We start from the raw sequence: 14,752 nt of genomic DNA on the forward strand, positions 1-14,752 counted from the left end.
TTAAAAATCAGTTTTAAAAGGAATTTTAAAAAGTACTTTCGTTCCTGTTACCTTATTTCCTTCATACAATTCATGAATGGAAAAGGTACAGTTTTTTGATAAGTTTTGTATTCTTTCTTGGGTAACTTTTAAGGCGACAGAAGTATGCGAACTTACCTTGGTACGTTTTTTTGATTGCTCGATTCCAATACCATTATCAATCACAGAGCAATATAAAAAATCATTTTTCACAAAGAAATCAATAGTAATTTTTCCATTTGTTGTAGATGAAATCCCGTGTTTTATGCTGTTTTCTACAAAAGGCTGTATGAGCATTGGTGGAATTAATACTTCTTCAGGATCTACAGGGAGTTTTGTGTGTATTGCATATTCGAAAGTTCTTGAATTGATTTGTTGTTCTAATTCAATATAATTTTCTAGGGTAGTTATTTCTTCTGCTAAACTAATTTCTTCTTGTCTAGAGTTTTGTAAAACCCCTCTTAAAAGGGTGGCAAATTTACTAATGGTGGCGTTTAATTCGGATGATTTTCCTGAATTTCCTAAGGCTTTGATTCCGTTTAAAACATTAAAAATAAAGTGCGGATTCATTTGTAATTGCAGGGCTTTTTGCTCTAGTGATAGCAAATGATTCTCTAATTTTAATTTGGCTACTTTTGCTTTATTCTTGGCTTGGATTCTTCGAACGTACGACCAAATAATCAGCGCTACTATCAAAGAAATGAATCCAATTACAGACCAAATAAACCAGCTTTTCTTGTAGATAGGGGTATCGATAAAAAAGTTAAACTCAATCGGAGCGCTTTCCATGTTTCCAACTTTCGATTGAGCTGAAAAAGTATAGTTTCCAGGGGCTAAATAGGCAAAATCGACAACATTTTTTGTGCTCCACGGACTTGTTTGATTGTTCAACTTGTAGCGATATGTTACCTTGTTTAAGCGATTGATATTTATTGTTTTGTAATAAAAAGAAATATGGTTTTTATTTGATGGAAGCTGAAGTGTTTTAGGGTAATTATTGATGTCGATACTATCTATTGAAGAGAACACAACTTCGATGTTTTCAAAAGAAATGGTAGGCTTTTTTTGTTCAGATTTCTTATTTTGAATGAAATAAATACCGTTATTTTTTGTCGTTATCCACGTGTTTTTTTCATTGTCTTGAAAAGCATCTGTAATTTTATTCGTGGCTAGGGTGTTGTATTTGTTAATGTTTCTAACAAAGTTAAAGCCGGCATCGAGTATTTCAATACCTTCATCTTCCGAAAGAATCCAAAATTGATTGTCAATTTTTTTAATTCCAGTAATTTTTTTTATCGATGTGGTTAGTGGTGTTACCTTATCATTAGAAACCACTTGTATGCCATTGTTGTAGGTAGTCGCAATTATATTTTTTTGATGAATTAATACTGAGGTGTAGTTATCAGTATCAATTCGTTTTAAAACTTTTGGATTGATAAGTTCGTCAATTTTCCACAACGCTTTGTTGGTAGCCACCCAATAAAAGTTACCGTCAAAAGCAATGTCGTTTATACGGTTGAGGTCAATTTGAAAGTTGGTGCGAAGCGGAGAGAGGTACTCTTCACGAACCCGAAAAATTCCTTTGTTAGTTCCTAAAAAAGTATGGTTTTTGGTGGTTAAGATAGCGTTGATATGATTGCCTTCAAAATTCGTGTACCCACGATAATCTTTAATACTTAAACCCTTGTCAGTTCCTATAAAAAGAGTGTTTTCCCTGGTGGCAACAGTCGTGATATTGTTAGAAATCAATCCATTTTTGGTAGTATAGGTGTTAAATTCATCTCCGTCGAAGCGAATCAATCCGTTCTTAGAAGCCAACCAAAGGTAACCAGTATGGTCTTGAATACTTTTGTTTATATGCAGGCTAGGTAAACCGTTGTTTTGAGTATAATTTTTTAACGGTTGGTTTTGAGCAGTACCGTCAATTGTTCCCAAGCAAAAGTAGCAGAGTATTAAAAAAGTAACATTTTGTATCGCATAGTTTTGGGTTCTCGATACAAAACGAGTTGGTAAGCTATATGTGTAATTTAGGAAATTCATTGTAACAAACATACTTAAATTAAACGTCACTATGAAAGATAGGTGTTTCCTAGTTCATAATGACGTTTGTGCAACAATTATTAATTTCTTATCATCGTTTATTTCATAGCATATAAACGTTTGTTGTTAGGGTCGGGCTTTACGTGTTTTAAGTCTCCGTAAGGTTTTATTAAAGGCTTTAAAACACATAATGCAGAAGCTTTTCCTTTGATAATTAATTGACTGTTTTTAATGGTGTATGTCCATCTAAATTTTTCTACAGGAATGTTTGTTTTTTCAACTTCCTTCAATAAACTTTTTTCACCAGCAATGAAATCCATAATCTCTTCTTGCATTGTAAACTGTGGAATTTCGTTATCAGAATTGTGATAGTCTAATTCTAAGTTTACAGGGATAGTAAACTGAATGGTATAAGGTTCGCCTACATAACGCTCTCTTTCATTATTTAGAGCGTCGTACCAAGAGATTTCTTTTTCTTCAGGATATTTTTTAGCAATTTCTTTCGATAAGTCTACTTTTCCTGGAGAATTTGCTGTTGGATAAAATACGTAGTAAGGTTGTGCTAAATAGTGATTTGAAAATTCGCCTCCAAAGATATTGTAATACGGTGAAGTTACTACTTGTGGAATTTTGTTTTCAGTTATAAAAGCGCTTTTTAGCGTGTTTACTAAGTTGGTGTTTTCAGCCAATTGATTGGTGTGAAAAATAATTTTAGTATCATCGGTAATCGCTTCATTTTTTACGGAAGGCAAGGTGCCTTTAGTAATTGTTTTTTGTAAGGTTTCGGCGGTTACTTTTTCTCCGTTTACTACTGTTTCTAAGCTCATTGCTCGAAACGGGTTATTGTTGTTTACAATATGAACTTCTCCGTAAGGATTTTTAGTAGCGTTTTTATTCATCCAAGAAATAATTTCTTCTACCGAATACTTACCATTGATTATTTCGTAATTTTTTTCTTTGAAATAAACTCTGGCGCTATCGTAAAAATGACTATTGCCTTTGTCGTTACCAGTAATAAAAACTACCGGTTTTCGGTATTCTACAACAGGTTTTTCAATGGTTTCTTCTGTGGTAGCAATATTTCCCAGTTCTTGATTTTTGTTGTCTTTTTTTGTGTTGTTACAATTTGAAAATACTCCGATAAGTAGTAGTAATCCCATTACTGTACCTACTTTTAAGATGTGTTGTTTCATAGTTTTTTGTTTTAAGGTTAATATATACGGTTATTGCTGTAAGATGATGGTTACATCTTTTCCCAAGTTTAGATTGGTTGATAGTTTATTTAAAATGTTAGGAAGATTTCGATCGTTAATCCATTTTCCATTTTCTTGTTTTTCAACAGAAGCGATTAATCCGCTTGTGTTTATTTGTAGTTTCAGACTGTTGTATTTTTCCAAATACATTTTTAATACTGATGCATAATTGTTGTTTGACCACATAATTGTTGTTTTTTATATAGTCAAAATTACCACAGTAATAGAGGTGAATTGGGAGTTAATTAGAATTCGTAGTAGATAAATTAGAATTCGTTATTTGGCACTAGGCACTAGGCACTAGGCACTAGGCAATACGCAGTAAGCTGTATGCATTTTATTACGGTCATTTCAAATTATAAAATTTACGAACAATTTTTTCTTATTCTGTCTCTTCGACACTTCAGACAAAAAAAATGTCAAGCAAATGCAATGACAGCTATAGAATTATTTTTGAAAGGCAAAATTACTTTGATTAACGAGAATACTAAAAAGCACACTGTCATAAGCAGACAAGCCAAAAATAACACCACAAGAACCGTTAAAATTAAAATCTGTTTGAGCGATAGTGAGTTATTTTAATTTAGGTTCGAGGATGATTATTTTTGAGTGCAGGCTGGTTAAGACTAGATTTTTTGTTTCTTTTTCATTAATGGAAAAAGAAAATAGCTTAGAAAAAGATTATTCTATGTAAAATCTAAGTCGTTAAGAAAAGATGTTAATGATAGTGATTTTTAAGAATAATAATGAATTAAAAGTTGTACTTCGCCTAAGTTCAGCAGAGCTATCGATAACCATGCTATCATTTCTCGATACAAAATTATTTCCATTTCATTCAATTAATTTTACTTGAAAAGACAATGGATCTAAATGCAAAATAATAAAAGATAAATCGTATAAATAAAATAGACTACCCAGATATAAGCATACTGGGTATTCAAAAAAGAACGTTAGAAATTCCGTTGAATACTATTGTAAATCAAATACTTGGCTATTGTTCTAGGATTAAATAATTTTCTCTTTTAAATACGTAGCGGTATATGATTTTTTGTTTTTAATTAATTCTTCAGGAGTACCTGCAAAAATTAAATTTCCGCCTTTTTTTCCACCTTCCAAACCGAGGTCAATAATATAATCAGCACATTTAATGAGTTCGATATTGTGTTCAATCACAATAATAGAGTGTCCTCTTTCAATCAGTGCATTGAAAGAAGCTAACAGTTTTTTAATATCATGAAAATGCAGTCCCGTAGTAGGTTCGTCGAAAATAAATAAGGCTTTGTCTTTGGTATGTCCTTTTACTAAAAAAGAGGCTAGTTTTATACGCTGCGCTTCACCACCAGATAGGGTAGAAGACGATTGCCCTAATTGTACATATCCTAAACCAACATCTTGTAATGGCTTTAATTTCTTAGCTATCTTGGTTTGTTGATGTTCTGTAAAAAAAGCAACGGCATCATCAATAGTCATATTCAAAATATCGTCAATTGATTTTCCTTCAAAAGTTACTTCTAAAACCTCTTTTTTAAAGCGTTTTCCGTTACAGGTTTCACATTCTAAGTGTACATCAGCCATAAATTGCATTTCAATTGTAACTTCACCTTCTCCTTTACAAACTTCACAACGTCCTCCATCTACATTAAAAGAGAAATGTTTGGGTTGGTAGTTTCGTATGTTAGCTAATTTTTGATTTGAAAGTAATTTACGAATATCGTCGTATGCTTTGATATAGGTTACGGGGTTTGAGCGAGAAGAACGACCGATGGGGTTTTGGTCAATAAATTCTACATGCTTTAACGATTCAAAACTACCAGTAATAGCGGTATGTTGTCCCAGTTTTTCACCATATCCAACCAGTTTTTTTTGCATTGCAGGATATAATATTTTCTTTACCAAGGTACTTTTACCACTGCCTGAAACTCCCGTAATTACGGTTAATGTATTCAGAGGAAAAGAAACATCGATATTTTGTAAATTGTTTTCTCTAGCCCCAATAATATCTATTGAATTTTTAGAAGTCCTTCTTTTTTAGGAACTTCAATAGTTAACCTATTCGATAAATACTTGGCTGTTAAAGAGTCAGATTGTATAATGTCGTTAAAAGTTCCTTCAGCAACAACATGTCCGCCATAGGTACCAGCTTCAGGACCAATATCAATAATGTAATCGGCCTCTTTCATAATGTCTTCATCGTGTTCTACTACAATTACGGTATTACCCAAGTCACGCAGATTTTTTAACACACCAATTAAACGTTCTGTGTCTTTTGGATGCAAGCCTATACTTGGTTCATCTAAAATATACATAGAACCTACCAACGAACTCCCTAACGAAGTAGCCAAATTAATTCGTTGACTTTCTCCACCCGATAGTGTGTTAGACGTTCTGTTTAAAGTTAGGTAGCTTAAACCCACATCGGTTAAAAATTGTAGACGATTGTTAATTTCGGTTAGTAAACGCTTACCAATTTTTTCTTCGTATTTGTTTAATTGTATGTTGTTAAAAAATACGGCTAATTCATCTAAAGGTAAGGTTACCAACTCATCAATAGTTTTACCATATACTTTAACGTAGTTGGCTTCTTTACGTAAACGCTTTCCGTTACATTCGGTACATTTTGTTTTTCCGCGGTAGCGAGATAGCATTACTCGGTTTTGAATTTTATAACTTTTCTCTTCTAATTTTTTGAAGAGATGGTTAATTCCTCTAAACTTTTTGGTACCGTTCCAAACTAAGTCTTTTTGGGCTTCAGAAAGTTCAAACCAGGGTTTATGAATAGAAATTCCAAATTCTTCAGCATGCAGAATTAAGTCATTTTTATATTTTTTGTAGCTATCGGTTTTAAAAGGAAAAATAGCATTGTCGTAAATAGAAAGTCCAGTATTAGGAATTACTAAATCTTCATCAATGCCAATTACATTTCCATACCCTTCGCAGGTAGGACAGGCTCCGTACGGATTGTTAAAACTGAATAAATGCGTATTAGGTTCTAAGAATGAAATGCCGTCTAATTCGAACTTATTACTGAATTCGGTAGTACTGTTGTCTGATAAGTTTTCAATGCAACAAATTCCTTTTCCCTCAAAAAAAGCGGTTTGAATTGCATCAGCTAAACGGTTGTAAAAATCTTCTTCGTGTTTTACAACAATTCTATCAATAACCAATTCTAATTCATTTCCTTTGAAATTTTTTACAGGAAATTCGTCAATTCTGTATACGGTGTCTTGATATTTTAAACGAGCATAGCCTTGCTGTGTTAGTACTTGTAACACCGTTTTTAGGTCTCTGTTTTTAGTAATTTGTATGGGAGCTAGTAATAATAGTTTTGTTCGCTCTTCAAAAGTTTGTACATGAGTAATAACATCAGAAACAGTATGTTTTTTTACTTCATTTCCCGAAATGGGAGAGAAGGTTTTGCCAATACGAGCAAATAATAACTTGATATAGTCGTAAATTTCTGTAGAAGTTCCAACAGTTGAACGTGGGTTGGTCGAATTTACTTTTTGTTCAATGGCAATGGCAGGAGCGATTCCTTTGATATAATCTACTTTAGGTTTGTGTAGTTTTCCAAGAAACTGACGTGCATACGAACTTAAGCTTTCTACATAACGACGTTGTCCTTCAGCGTACAAGGTATCAAAAGCTAAAGAAGACTTTCCAGAGCCAGAAAGTCCAGTAATTACTACTAATTTATTACGAGGAATTACGACATCAATATCTTTTAAATTGTGTAGTTTGGCTCCTTTTATAATAATATTTTCCTTTGGATTTACGGTTGAAATATCAGTCTTCATATACTCAAAAAAATAAGCGATAAAAATACCAAATTCTAATGGTTCTGATTAATAAATGATAGTATTTTCTTATTTTTTATAGTTTTTTTTGTATTTATTAATAAAAAATTGAATATTTGTAACTTATTATTAATCAATAAATAAAAGAGCCTATAGCATAATTATTACTTTGTAACTTAATTTTCCCTAACAAGAAGACAATAGCCAGCAGGCTACTAGTCTTTAAAAAGTAATTATTATGAGAGACACAGTAGATGACAGCGTTCTAGTAAAGAACTACATTAATGGTAATGAATTTGCTTTAGAATTATTGATTAAACGCCACCAACAAAGACTGTATAGCTTTATTTATAGTAAAGTACAGAATCGAGATACTACAGAAGATATTTTTCAAGATACTTTTATCAAGGTAATACGAACATTAAAAAAAGGAAGCTATAACGAGGAAGGTAAATTTTTACCTTGGGTTATGCGCATAGCTCATAACTTGATTATAGATTATTTTAGAAAGAACAACCGCATACCTATTTTTAACAATACGATTGAAAATTTTGATATTTTTTCAGTATTGGGTGATGGCACCTTGAATGCAGAAGCCAAAATTATAAGAGAACAAATTTTAAATGATGTAAAAGGGTTGGTTGAAGAACTACCAGAAGAACAAAAAGAAGTTTTAAAAATGCGTATTTACAACGATATGAGCTTTAACGAAATATCAGAAAATACAGGGGTGAGTATTAATACGGCATTAGGTAGAATGCGTTATGCTTTAATTAATTTGAGAAAAATAATAGAAAAAAATAAAATTATTTTAGTGAGTTAAACAATATTTGAAAAAAAGCATCGTTAAATCATTGATTATAAGTGATAATAAGGGAATATAATATGATGCAAATTTACTCAGAGAAGTCTCCTGACTATAAAATGAAACCAAAACAAGAAACAATTCAATTTTTGATTAATTTTTCTAAATCGCTAACAGTAGTTAAAACAAAATCAAACTATCTCATTGAATTGAATTTGAATTAAGAGTGGAAAAAGCTTCAACATTAAGTTGAGGCTTTTTTTATGCCTTACTTTTAATATAATCGTCGATAACCGATTTTCGCCCAATAGTTTTGGTAATAAGATCTTTTTCTAGTTTCCAACCACGAGCAGGTGAGTATTCTCGTCCGTAATAAATAATTTGCAAGTGTAACTTGTTCCATAATTCTTTCGGAAATAAGCGTTTGGCATCTTTTTCGGTTTGTGTAACATTTTTTCCGTTAGATAAATTCCAACGATACATCAATCTATGAATATGGGTATCTACTGGGAAAGCAGGAATATGGAATGCCTGCGACATTACCACACTAGCTGTCTTGTGCCCTACGGCAGGTAATTCTTCTAAAGCATTCATATCAGCTGGAACTTTTCCATCGTATTTTTCAATTAAAATTTTTGACAATCCATAAATTCCTTTTGATTTCATGGGGGATAATCCAACGGGTTTGATTATTTCTCTAATTTCATCAACAGAAAGTTTTACCATATCGTATGGGTTATCTGCTTTTTCAAACAATAACGGTGTAATGGTATTTACACGAGCATCGGTACTTTGGGCAGACATTAACACAGCAATCAGCAGTGTATAAGGGTCTTTATGGTCTAAAGGAATAGGGGTTTCAGGATATAATTCCTCTAAGGTATCGATAACAAATTGAACTTTTTCTGCTTTTGTCATTGCTTTTAAAATTTGAAAAAACCAAAGGTACAAAGAAGCTTCGTATGTTTTATGGATAATCAAAATCAACTTTGTAACTTTGACATATTAACTTTGAAACCAAATAATATGACAACACTAAAAATAGGAGATAACGCACCAAACTTTGAATCGGTAGATGAAAAAGGGAATGTTGTAAAACTTTCTGATTATGCAGGAAAAAAGCTCGTATTGTTTTTCTATCCTAAGGCAAGCACCCCTGGTTGTACAGCCGAAGCTTGCGACTTACGCGATAATTACAATACTTTTTTAGCTAAAGGATACGATGTTTTAGGGGTAAGTGCAGACTCGGCAAAACGTCAGCAAAATTTTATTGATAAAAATGAGTTGCCTTTTCCTTTATTGGCTGATGAAAATAAAGAGGTAATCAATGCCTTTGGAGTTTGGGGACCTAAAAAATTTATGGGTAAAGAGTACGACGGAATTCATCGTACAACGTTTGTAATAGATGAAAATGGCGTGATTGAAGATGTGATTACAAAAGTAAAAACAAAAGAACACGCCAGTCAGATTTTAAACTGATTTACAAAAAGCTCATCGTAACTGATGAGCTTTTTTTGTTTAATCGAAGGGCGATATCCACGGGTTTAATTATCAGAGTATTGTCTCGAAATTCTTACATGATTTTTTTGAATATCCTGTATGCTCGCATAAGGGTAATTTATTGGCTTTTTAACTCAAGCCTATCTATCAACCCTCTCTCAATTGAGGTAAAAACAATAGTTTCGGTTTCGAAATGTTCTTTTATTAGTTCTTTTATTAGACTGGCATTGAATTTTTTACAAGAAAATAAATCTAATGCAGCATAACCGTGCTCTGGCCAAGTATGAATGCTTAAATGACTTTCTGATAATAAAAACACTCCAGTAACTCCATACGGACTGAATTGCTTAAAATTTCTAGATAAAACAGTTAAGTTTGCCGTATCGGCAACAGCATCCATAAAGGGTTTGATCGTTTTTTCAAACTTTAGCAATTCTGATGGGGAATCGTTAATTTCCCATAATCCATGATAACCTAATCTTTTCAAACTTACTTTGTTTTGTTTTCTTCTGTAGTTGCTGTTTCTTGTGCTCTTTTATTTATTTCTTCAATAAATTCATTAATATCCATAAGTTTATAAACAGTGGTAAAAGAGCTACCCTCTTCAACCTGTACCATTGATGGTAAAGATTCGCGTGGGCCGTAATCCCAATTCACTGTATTAACTAAATCTTTTATTACTTTATAGTCTCCAACAAACTCAAAACCGTAGAAATTAACCGTATCATTAAGTCTATAATTAAATTTAGCCATAGGGTTTGATCCATATACTTCTCCGTATTTCAGATATTGAGAAAGTGTTGGATTTAGCATATAAACCGATCTTTGAAAATCGTAATTTACGATACTGTCGTTAGGCAGGGTAATTTTTCTAGGACCTTTACCCATTTCGACCCAAACTACTTCTTTAGGAGGAATCTCGACTGTTAAGGTATCGATTGATACAAGTATTGGATTTTTTGAAGGATTATCTATTGCTAAATCTACTTTAGAGGTACAGCTTACTATTCCGAAAGCAATACCAAAAATAATTAGTAACTTTTTCATAATGTTATAGTATATAATGAGACATAAATTCAGCATCTTCGGTAATGATAGGTTGCTCTTGACATCTTAGATTAATAGCCAAAGGCCTATCTGAGAAAAAGATACCGATTTGATAATAATAATTTTCTACATCTTTAGCTAAAGGAAGGTACTCTTGGTAAATCGTACTTTGATTTTCATAATCTCCTTTGCTTTGATAGGTGTTTTGTTTATTTTTTATGGTAATATTTTCGCCAATCCTGCCTAGTATAGGTTTTTCAACCCAAGATTCGGTGTTAGGATGGTTGTTATACGTTTTTGCAATGACTTCGTTTGGAAAATAATCGGTTATAAATGTTAGAAACTGTTTGTTTTGCCATAATGAGGTGTAAGGAGGATTTACCACCATAACCTTATTATTTTTAATCAAGTACGATAAATCATTTAAAAGGTCGGGTTCTTCATTGTATATCCAATCCCAAGGAAACATCTTAAAAAAAACGTCTACAGGTTCGTATTCATCCCCAAATTGTAAAAATATGCCGTCATCTCCAAAAATTACATCAGGTAAGTCTGCATATCTTGGTGTAAAACCAGCTTCTAGGGCAGCGTCTAAGATGATGTTGCAATTTAGCTGGTCTTCAATATAGCCTAGTGAAGTAGCTAAAAAAATTGGTTTTTCATGAGGGATTTTAGATTTTAACACGCTTAGTTTTTCTACCAAACCTTGTTTCAGTTCATTAAAGTGGGTTTTCCCTTTTAACTGTTGTAACTGTAAATCTTGCCACAAAGCGGTTTCTGGAAAAGTAGAACACGTATCGGCGTTAAATTCAATTACTTTGGCTATCAAATTGTCTAAACCGCCATTAATATCAAATCTTCCGATTAAAAAAGGGTGCTGCTCTTTGTGGTTCCATGTGTATGTAATCAAGTCAAACATTTCAGTAGGAATACCAAAAAGATTTCCTTTTTCAAGATACAAAGACGTTGCTTTTTCAAATAAGGTATAGGCTTGTAAAGCGATAGATTTATAGCTATTCACTTCGGCACTAAAAAAACCAAACAGTTCTTCAGAAAAAACCTCCTCTTTCATAAACCAGTGTAAGGAATGTGGAGCATCTTTTTTCTTAATTCTTTTGATTTCAGTAAATCTACTATCCTCCATACGAACGGAAAGATTTTCCTGAACCATAACCTCTTGAACGCACTCCTGGCGATTTTACTCTTCTTGTACGTGCAGAAGATTTCATTTCGTTTTGCAACCCTTGAGACTTTTGAAAAGCTTCATTGTTTGCGTAATAACTTCTCGCACCAGAAGAGCTAGGTACTCTGTTGTTAAAATAAGAAGAAGCTAAAGAGTAAAATAACAATCCTCTTAAAGGGCTATATGTTCTCGTTCCGTCAGAATGATCTCTTTCAATGGTTCTTAAACTTAACGTGTCTGTAGTACCATTGAGGTTGTGAACGATTGCATACGAATCTTCTTTTTTGTCAATAAGTCGCTCGTCTAAAATCTTGTATTCATTACCAGGTTCAATTTCATTTACCTCGGTAACAGTTCCTTTTGTGGGTTCGTAAATGGTTACTTCTGTGGCATCTTTAATTTTAGGAGCACCATCTCCACCACAAGAAACTAAAAAAGGAAGTACAGCAATAGTAAATATCGTAGTAGTTTTTTTCATAGTTTTTTGAAATTCGTTAAACTTGTACGCAATATATGATTTTTTTAAAATAAATTGATATGAAAATTAAAAACTACTTGATTTTAACCGTTATAGTAGCAGGATTATGTTCCATAGTTTATGAATTATTGGTCAGCGCAACAGCCTCTTATTTTTTAGGAGACGGTGTTAAGCAGTTTTCAATTCTCATAGGGGTTTACCTGTTTTCTATGGGAATTGGGGCTTATGGTTCGAGGTTTTTTACACAAAACTCCTTAAAAACATTTATTTATCTTGAATACATATTAGGGCTTATCGGAGGCTTATCGGTACCTATTTTGTATTTTCTATTCGTAAAGGTTTCTCCAACCGCTTTTCAGTTTTATAGTATGTTTATTATTTTTCTAATAGGACTTTTAACTGGGGCAGAGGTTCCGCTCTTAACATTTGCTTTTGAAAATACGCAGGTAAAAGAAAAATTATCATTAATACTTTCACTCGATTATATAGGTGGACTTTTTGCTACTTTGCTGTTCCCTTTTATACTGCTGCCCTTTGTAGGCTTGTTTTATTCCTCTTTATTATTTGGAATTATCAATATTCTCTTAGGATTAATTGTAGCGGTATTTGTGTTAAAATTAGAAAAGAAATTTATTTGGTGGGGAGTGGCTTCTTGCGCAGTATTACTAATCGTTATTGTATATGCTGGAAGTTTATTGAATATTTGGGAAAATAGAATTTACAAACATCCAGTGGCTTTTGAAAAGCAAACGGTGTATCAAAAAATGGTGCTAACAAAAAATAAGTACAAAGATGTTCGGTTGTACTTGAATAGAGCCATTCAGTTCTCTTCTTTAGATGAACATCGGTACCACGAATTATTAGTTCATGTACCCATGTGTTATAAAAAAGAGGTGAAAAATGTCTTGATTTTGGGAGGAGGAGAAAATTTGGCCAGTAGAGAAGTATTAAAACATAGTACTGTTGAAAGTATTGATGTAGTTGATATCGACCCAGAGATATTCAAATTAGCTAAAACGAATAGTGATTTGCTTACCATTAACGAAGGAGCGGCAAATAACAGCAAGGTAAACTTAATCGCAAACGATGCTTTTAATTATTTATTTAGAACTGAGAAAAAGTACGATTTAATCATAGCCGATTTACCAGACCCTGCAAACGAAAGCATTGCGAGACTGTATTCTAAAGAATTTTATTCACTAATTAAAAGATGTTTAAAACCTGAAGGAATATCGGTAACACAGGCAGGAGAAATTTATTTTTCAAACAGAACATTTTCGTGTATTTACAACACAGTAGGAAGTGTTTTTGAATATCAAAAAGCATATCAAGTATATATTCCTTCGTTTGGAAACTGGGGATTTGTTATAGGGTCTAAGAAAGATATGGATAGTATATCTACAGAAAACTTACCACAAGAAAAGCTGAAATTCTTAGATAAAAAAGAGCTAGCGTATGCCTTAACGCTTCCGAGAGATATTCAAATTCAAGAAACAAAAGTAAATAGGTTAGATAAACCCATTATTCTAAACTATTTTAGTGAAGATTGGGAGCGTTGGAAAATTGAGTTTGCAACAGACAGTAGTTCGTTTTAGCACATAAAAAAGTAATTTTTAGATGCTACTATAGCTTTTATGAGTAAGTAATACAATGTATGTTTTTTCTATAACCGTTCTTCAATCCACTTTTTAAAACTATAAAAGTTCTGAGGGGCAACCCCGTGTCCTACAGGATATTCTGAATACTCATTTTTTAGATTTAAACGATTTAATAAAACAGGAGCTTTGCGAGCCCAATCTACTGGAAGTACCTGATCTACGGTTCCATGCGAAATATAATACTCTGTTGTTATAGCATGGTCTATCTCAGCAGGTAATAACTCTTCATTAAGATAGCCGCTTAACGCTACTACGTGTTGTACCTTATTAGGATATGTAAAACTTAAGGCATAACTTAAAATAGCCCCTTGGCTAAATCCTAATAAAAATGTTTTATCGGGGTTTGTGTGGTACTTTTCCTTAATTTCATCAATAAATGAAGCAATCGTATGAACCGATGCTGCAGCTTGCGTTAAGTCTGAAAACTTTCCATTTACTGAATCGAAATTGATGGCATACCAAGCATAACCGCCATAGCCCATATCGAAAGGAGCTCTCGCACTTACAATTAATAACTCTTCGGGTAATTCTTCTGCAAACGAAAATAAATCTTGTTCATTACTGCCATATCCGTGTAATAAAATTAATAATGGCGGATTTACATTTGAGGTTTTAGGTTCTCTTACAATATACTGTAAACTCATGTATTAAATTCCTTTAAATAGGTTTTGAAATTGCTCTCCAACAACGGGTACGAGTTTTTTTTCTCCTTTTATAGCGGCAATAAGACTAATAATCCAAAGTACAAATAATAATACGCCTACAATCCATCCAGCAATATTTCCTAAGTACTTGTAAATAATCCAACCATTTAAAAGCTGAAGAATATTTAAACCGAGCATTTGCCTGATGTAAAAACTAGTAAAAGGGTTTCTTTTATTCATGTTTAAAACAAATGCGATGATGAGTCCTATTACCCAAAAATGACTAATGATAGCTGCTGTTTTTCCTTGACTTACTGTTTGGTTTTCCATGA

The 14,752-nt window shown here is 32.7% G+C and carries 13 protein-coding genes and 1 pseudogene; 3 read left to right on the forward strand and 11 right to left on the reverse strand.

From position 1 onward, the window contains the following. From P8625_RS15840 to uvrA, 4 genes and pseudogenes are all read right to left on the reverse strand, one after another. On the reverse strand, positions 1 to 1,953 hold the full coding sequence (locus tag P8625_RS15840) for a sensor histidine kinase (RefSeq protein ID WP_279651385.1): 1,953 nt from the start codon (positions 1,951 to 1,953) through the stop codon (positions 1 to 3). A gap of 203 nt (positions 1,954 to 2,156) precedes the next feature. Next, positions 2,157 to 3,251 carry a hypothetical protein gene (locus P8625_RS15845; RefSeq protein ID WP_279651386.1) on the reverse strand — a complete coding sequence of 365 codons (1,095 nt, stop codon included), beginning with the start codon at positions 3,249 to 3,251 and terminating at the stop codon, positions 2,157 to 2,159. 30 nt (positions 3,252 to 3,281) lie between these two features. After that, positions 3,282 to 3,497, reverse strand: coding sequence for a hypothetical protein (locus P8625_RS15850; protein WP_279651387.1), 216 nt, complete (start codon positions 3,495 to 3,497; stop codon positions 3,282 to 3,284). Positions 3,498 to 4,316: 819 nt separating this feature from the next. After that, positions 4,317 to 7,105 (reverse strand): annotated as a pseudogene (uvrA, locus tag P8625_RS15855) (excinuclease ABC subunit UvrA). A gap of 238 nt (positions 7,106 to 7,343) precedes the next feature. Here uvrA and P8625_RS15860 point away from each other — a divergent pair. Further along, positions 7,344 to 7,928 (forward strand): RNA polymerase sigma factor, encoded by a 585-nt coding sequence (locus P8625_RS15860; RefSeq protein ID WP_279651388.1) that lies wholly within the window; start codon positions 7,344 to 7,346, stop codon positions 7,926 to 7,928. Between the two features lie 243 nt (positions 7,929 to 8,171). On the opposite strand, the gene P8625_RS15865 is transcribed toward P8625_RS15860, so the two are convergent. Continuing rightward, positions 8,172 to 8,828, reverse strand: a complete 657-nt coding sequence (locus P8625_RS15865) for an endonuclease III domain-containing protein (protein ID WP_279651389.1) — start codon at positions 8,826 to 8,828, stop codon at positions 8,172 to 8,174. Positions 8,829 to 8,936: 108 nt separating this feature from the next. Here P8625_RS15865 and bcp point away from each other — a divergent pair, with 108 nt between their 5' ends. After that, positions 8,937 to 9,389 carry a thioredoxin-dependent thiol peroxidase gene (bcp, locus tag P8625_RS15870; protein ID WP_279651390.1) on the forward strand — a complete coding sequence of 151 codons (453 nt, stop codon included), beginning with the start codon at positions 8,937 to 8,939 and terminating at the stop codon, positions 9,387 to 9,389. Between the two features lie 139 nt (positions 9,390 to 9,528). On the opposite strand, the gene speD is transcribed toward bcp, so the two are convergent. Genes speD through P8625_RS15890 form a run of 4 tightly spaced genes read right to left on the reverse strand, consistent with a single transcriptional unit; the run spans position 9,529 to position 12,118 of the window. Continuing rightward, complete coding sequence (gene speD / locus P8625_RS15875) at positions 9,529 to 9,897, reverse strand: adenosylmethionine decarboxylase (protein ID WP_279651391.1); 369 nt, start codon at positions 9,895 to 9,897, stop codon at positions 9,529 to 9,531. Positions 9,898 to 9,899: 2 nt separating this feature from the next. Further along, a complete protein-coding gene (locus tag P8625_RS15880; RefSeq protein ID WP_279651392.1) occupies positions 9,900 to 10,457 on the reverse strand; it encodes a hypothetical protein in 558 nt (185 codons plus the stop codon). A 4-nt stretch (positions 10,458 to 10,461) separates the two neighbouring features. After that, complete coding sequence (locus P8625_RS15885) at positions 10,462 to 11,601, reverse strand: glutathionylspermidine synthase family protein (RefSeq protein WP_279651393.1); 1,140 nt, start codon at positions 11,599 to 11,601, stop codon at positions 10,462 to 10,464. Further along, positions 11,591 to 12,118: a hypothetical protein gene (locus P8625_RS15890; protein WP_279651394.1), complete on the reverse strand. Its 528-nt coding sequence runs from the start codon at positions 12,116 to 12,118 to the stop codon at positions 11,591 to 11,593. The genes P8625_RS15885 and P8625_RS15890 overlap by 11 nt, the downstream gene beginning before the upstream one ends. A gap of 59 nt (positions 12,119 to 12,177) precedes the next feature. On the opposite strand from P8625_RS15890, the gene P8625_RS15895 reads away from it, so the two are divergent. Next, on the forward strand, positions 12,178 to 13,713 hold the full coding sequence (locus tag P8625_RS15895; protein ID WP_279651395.1) for a polyamine aminopropyltransferase: 1,536 nt from the start codon (positions 12,178 to 12,180) through the stop codon (positions 13,711 to 13,713). 68 nt (positions 13,714 to 13,781) lie between these two features. On the opposite strand, the gene P8625_RS15900 is transcribed toward P8625_RS15895, so the two are convergent. Continuing rightward, positions 13,782 to 14,420, reverse strand: coding sequence for an alpha/beta hydrolase (locus tag P8625_RS15900; protein ID WP_279651396.1), 639 nt, complete (start codon positions 14,418 to 14,420; stop codon positions 13,782 to 13,784). A gap of 3 nt (positions 14,421 to 14,423) precedes the next feature. Continuing rightward, complete coding sequence (locus P8625_RS15905) at positions 14,424 to 14,750, reverse strand: hypothetical protein (protein ID WP_279651397.1); 327 nt, start codon at positions 14,748 to 14,750, stop codon at positions 14,424 to 14,426. Positions 14,751 to 14,752 lie beyond the last annotated feature (2 nt).

The organism is Tenacibaculum tangerinum (assembly GCF_029853675.1).
GTDB classification, from domain to species: Bacteria; Bacteroidota; Bacteroidia; order Flavobacteriales; family Flavobacteriaceae; genus Polaribacter; species Polaribacter tangerinum_A.

What these genes read in the sequence shown, in the direction of transcription:
- P8625_RS15845 (WP_279651386.1), bottom strand. Translation starts at nt 3,251, where the DNA reads ATGAAACAACACATCTTAAAAGTAGGTACAGTAATGGGATTACTACTA.
- P8625_RS15850 (WP_279651387.1), bottom strand. Translation starts at nt 3,497, where the DNA reads ATGTGGTCAAACAACAATTATGCATCAGTATTAAAAATGTATTTGGAA.
- P8625_RS15860 (WP_279651388.1), top strand. Translation starts at nt 7,344, where the DNA reads ATGAGAGACACAGTAGATGACAGCGTTCTAGTAAAGAACTACATTAAT.
- P8625_RS15865 (WP_279651389.1), bottom strand. Translation starts at nt 8,828, where the DNA reads ATGACAAAAGCAGAAAAAGTTCAATTTGTTATCGATACCTTAGAGGAA.
- bcp (WP_279651390.1), top strand. Translation starts at nt 8,937, where the DNA reads ATGACAACACTAAAAATAGGAGATAACGCACCAAACTTTGAATCGGTA.
- P8625_RS15880 (WP_279651392.1), bottom strand. Translation starts at nt 10,457, where the DNA reads ATGAAAAAGTTACTAATTATTTTTGGTATTGCTTTCGGAATAGTAAGC.
- P8625_RS15885 (WP_279651393.1), bottom strand. Translation starts at nt 11,601, where the DNA reads ATGGAGGATAGTAGATTTACTGAAATCAAAAGAATTAAGAAAAAAGAT.
- P8625_RS15890 (WP_279651394.1), bottom strand. Translation starts at nt 12,118, where the DNA reads ATGAAAAAAACTACTACGATATTTACTATTGCTGTACTTCCTTTTTTA.
- P8625_RS15895 (WP_279651395.1), top strand. Translation starts at nt 12,178, where the DNA reads ATGAAAATTAAAAACTACTTGATTTTAACCGTTATAGTAGCAGGATTA.
- P8625_RS15900 (WP_279651396.1), bottom strand. Translation starts at nt 14,420, where the DNA reads ATGAGTTTACAGTATATTGTAAGAGAACCTAAAACCTCAAATGTAAAT.
- P8625_RS15905 (WP_279651397.1), bottom strand. Translation starts at nt 14,750, where the DNA reads ATGGAAAACCAAACAGTAAGTCAAGGAAAAACAGCAGCTATCATTAGT.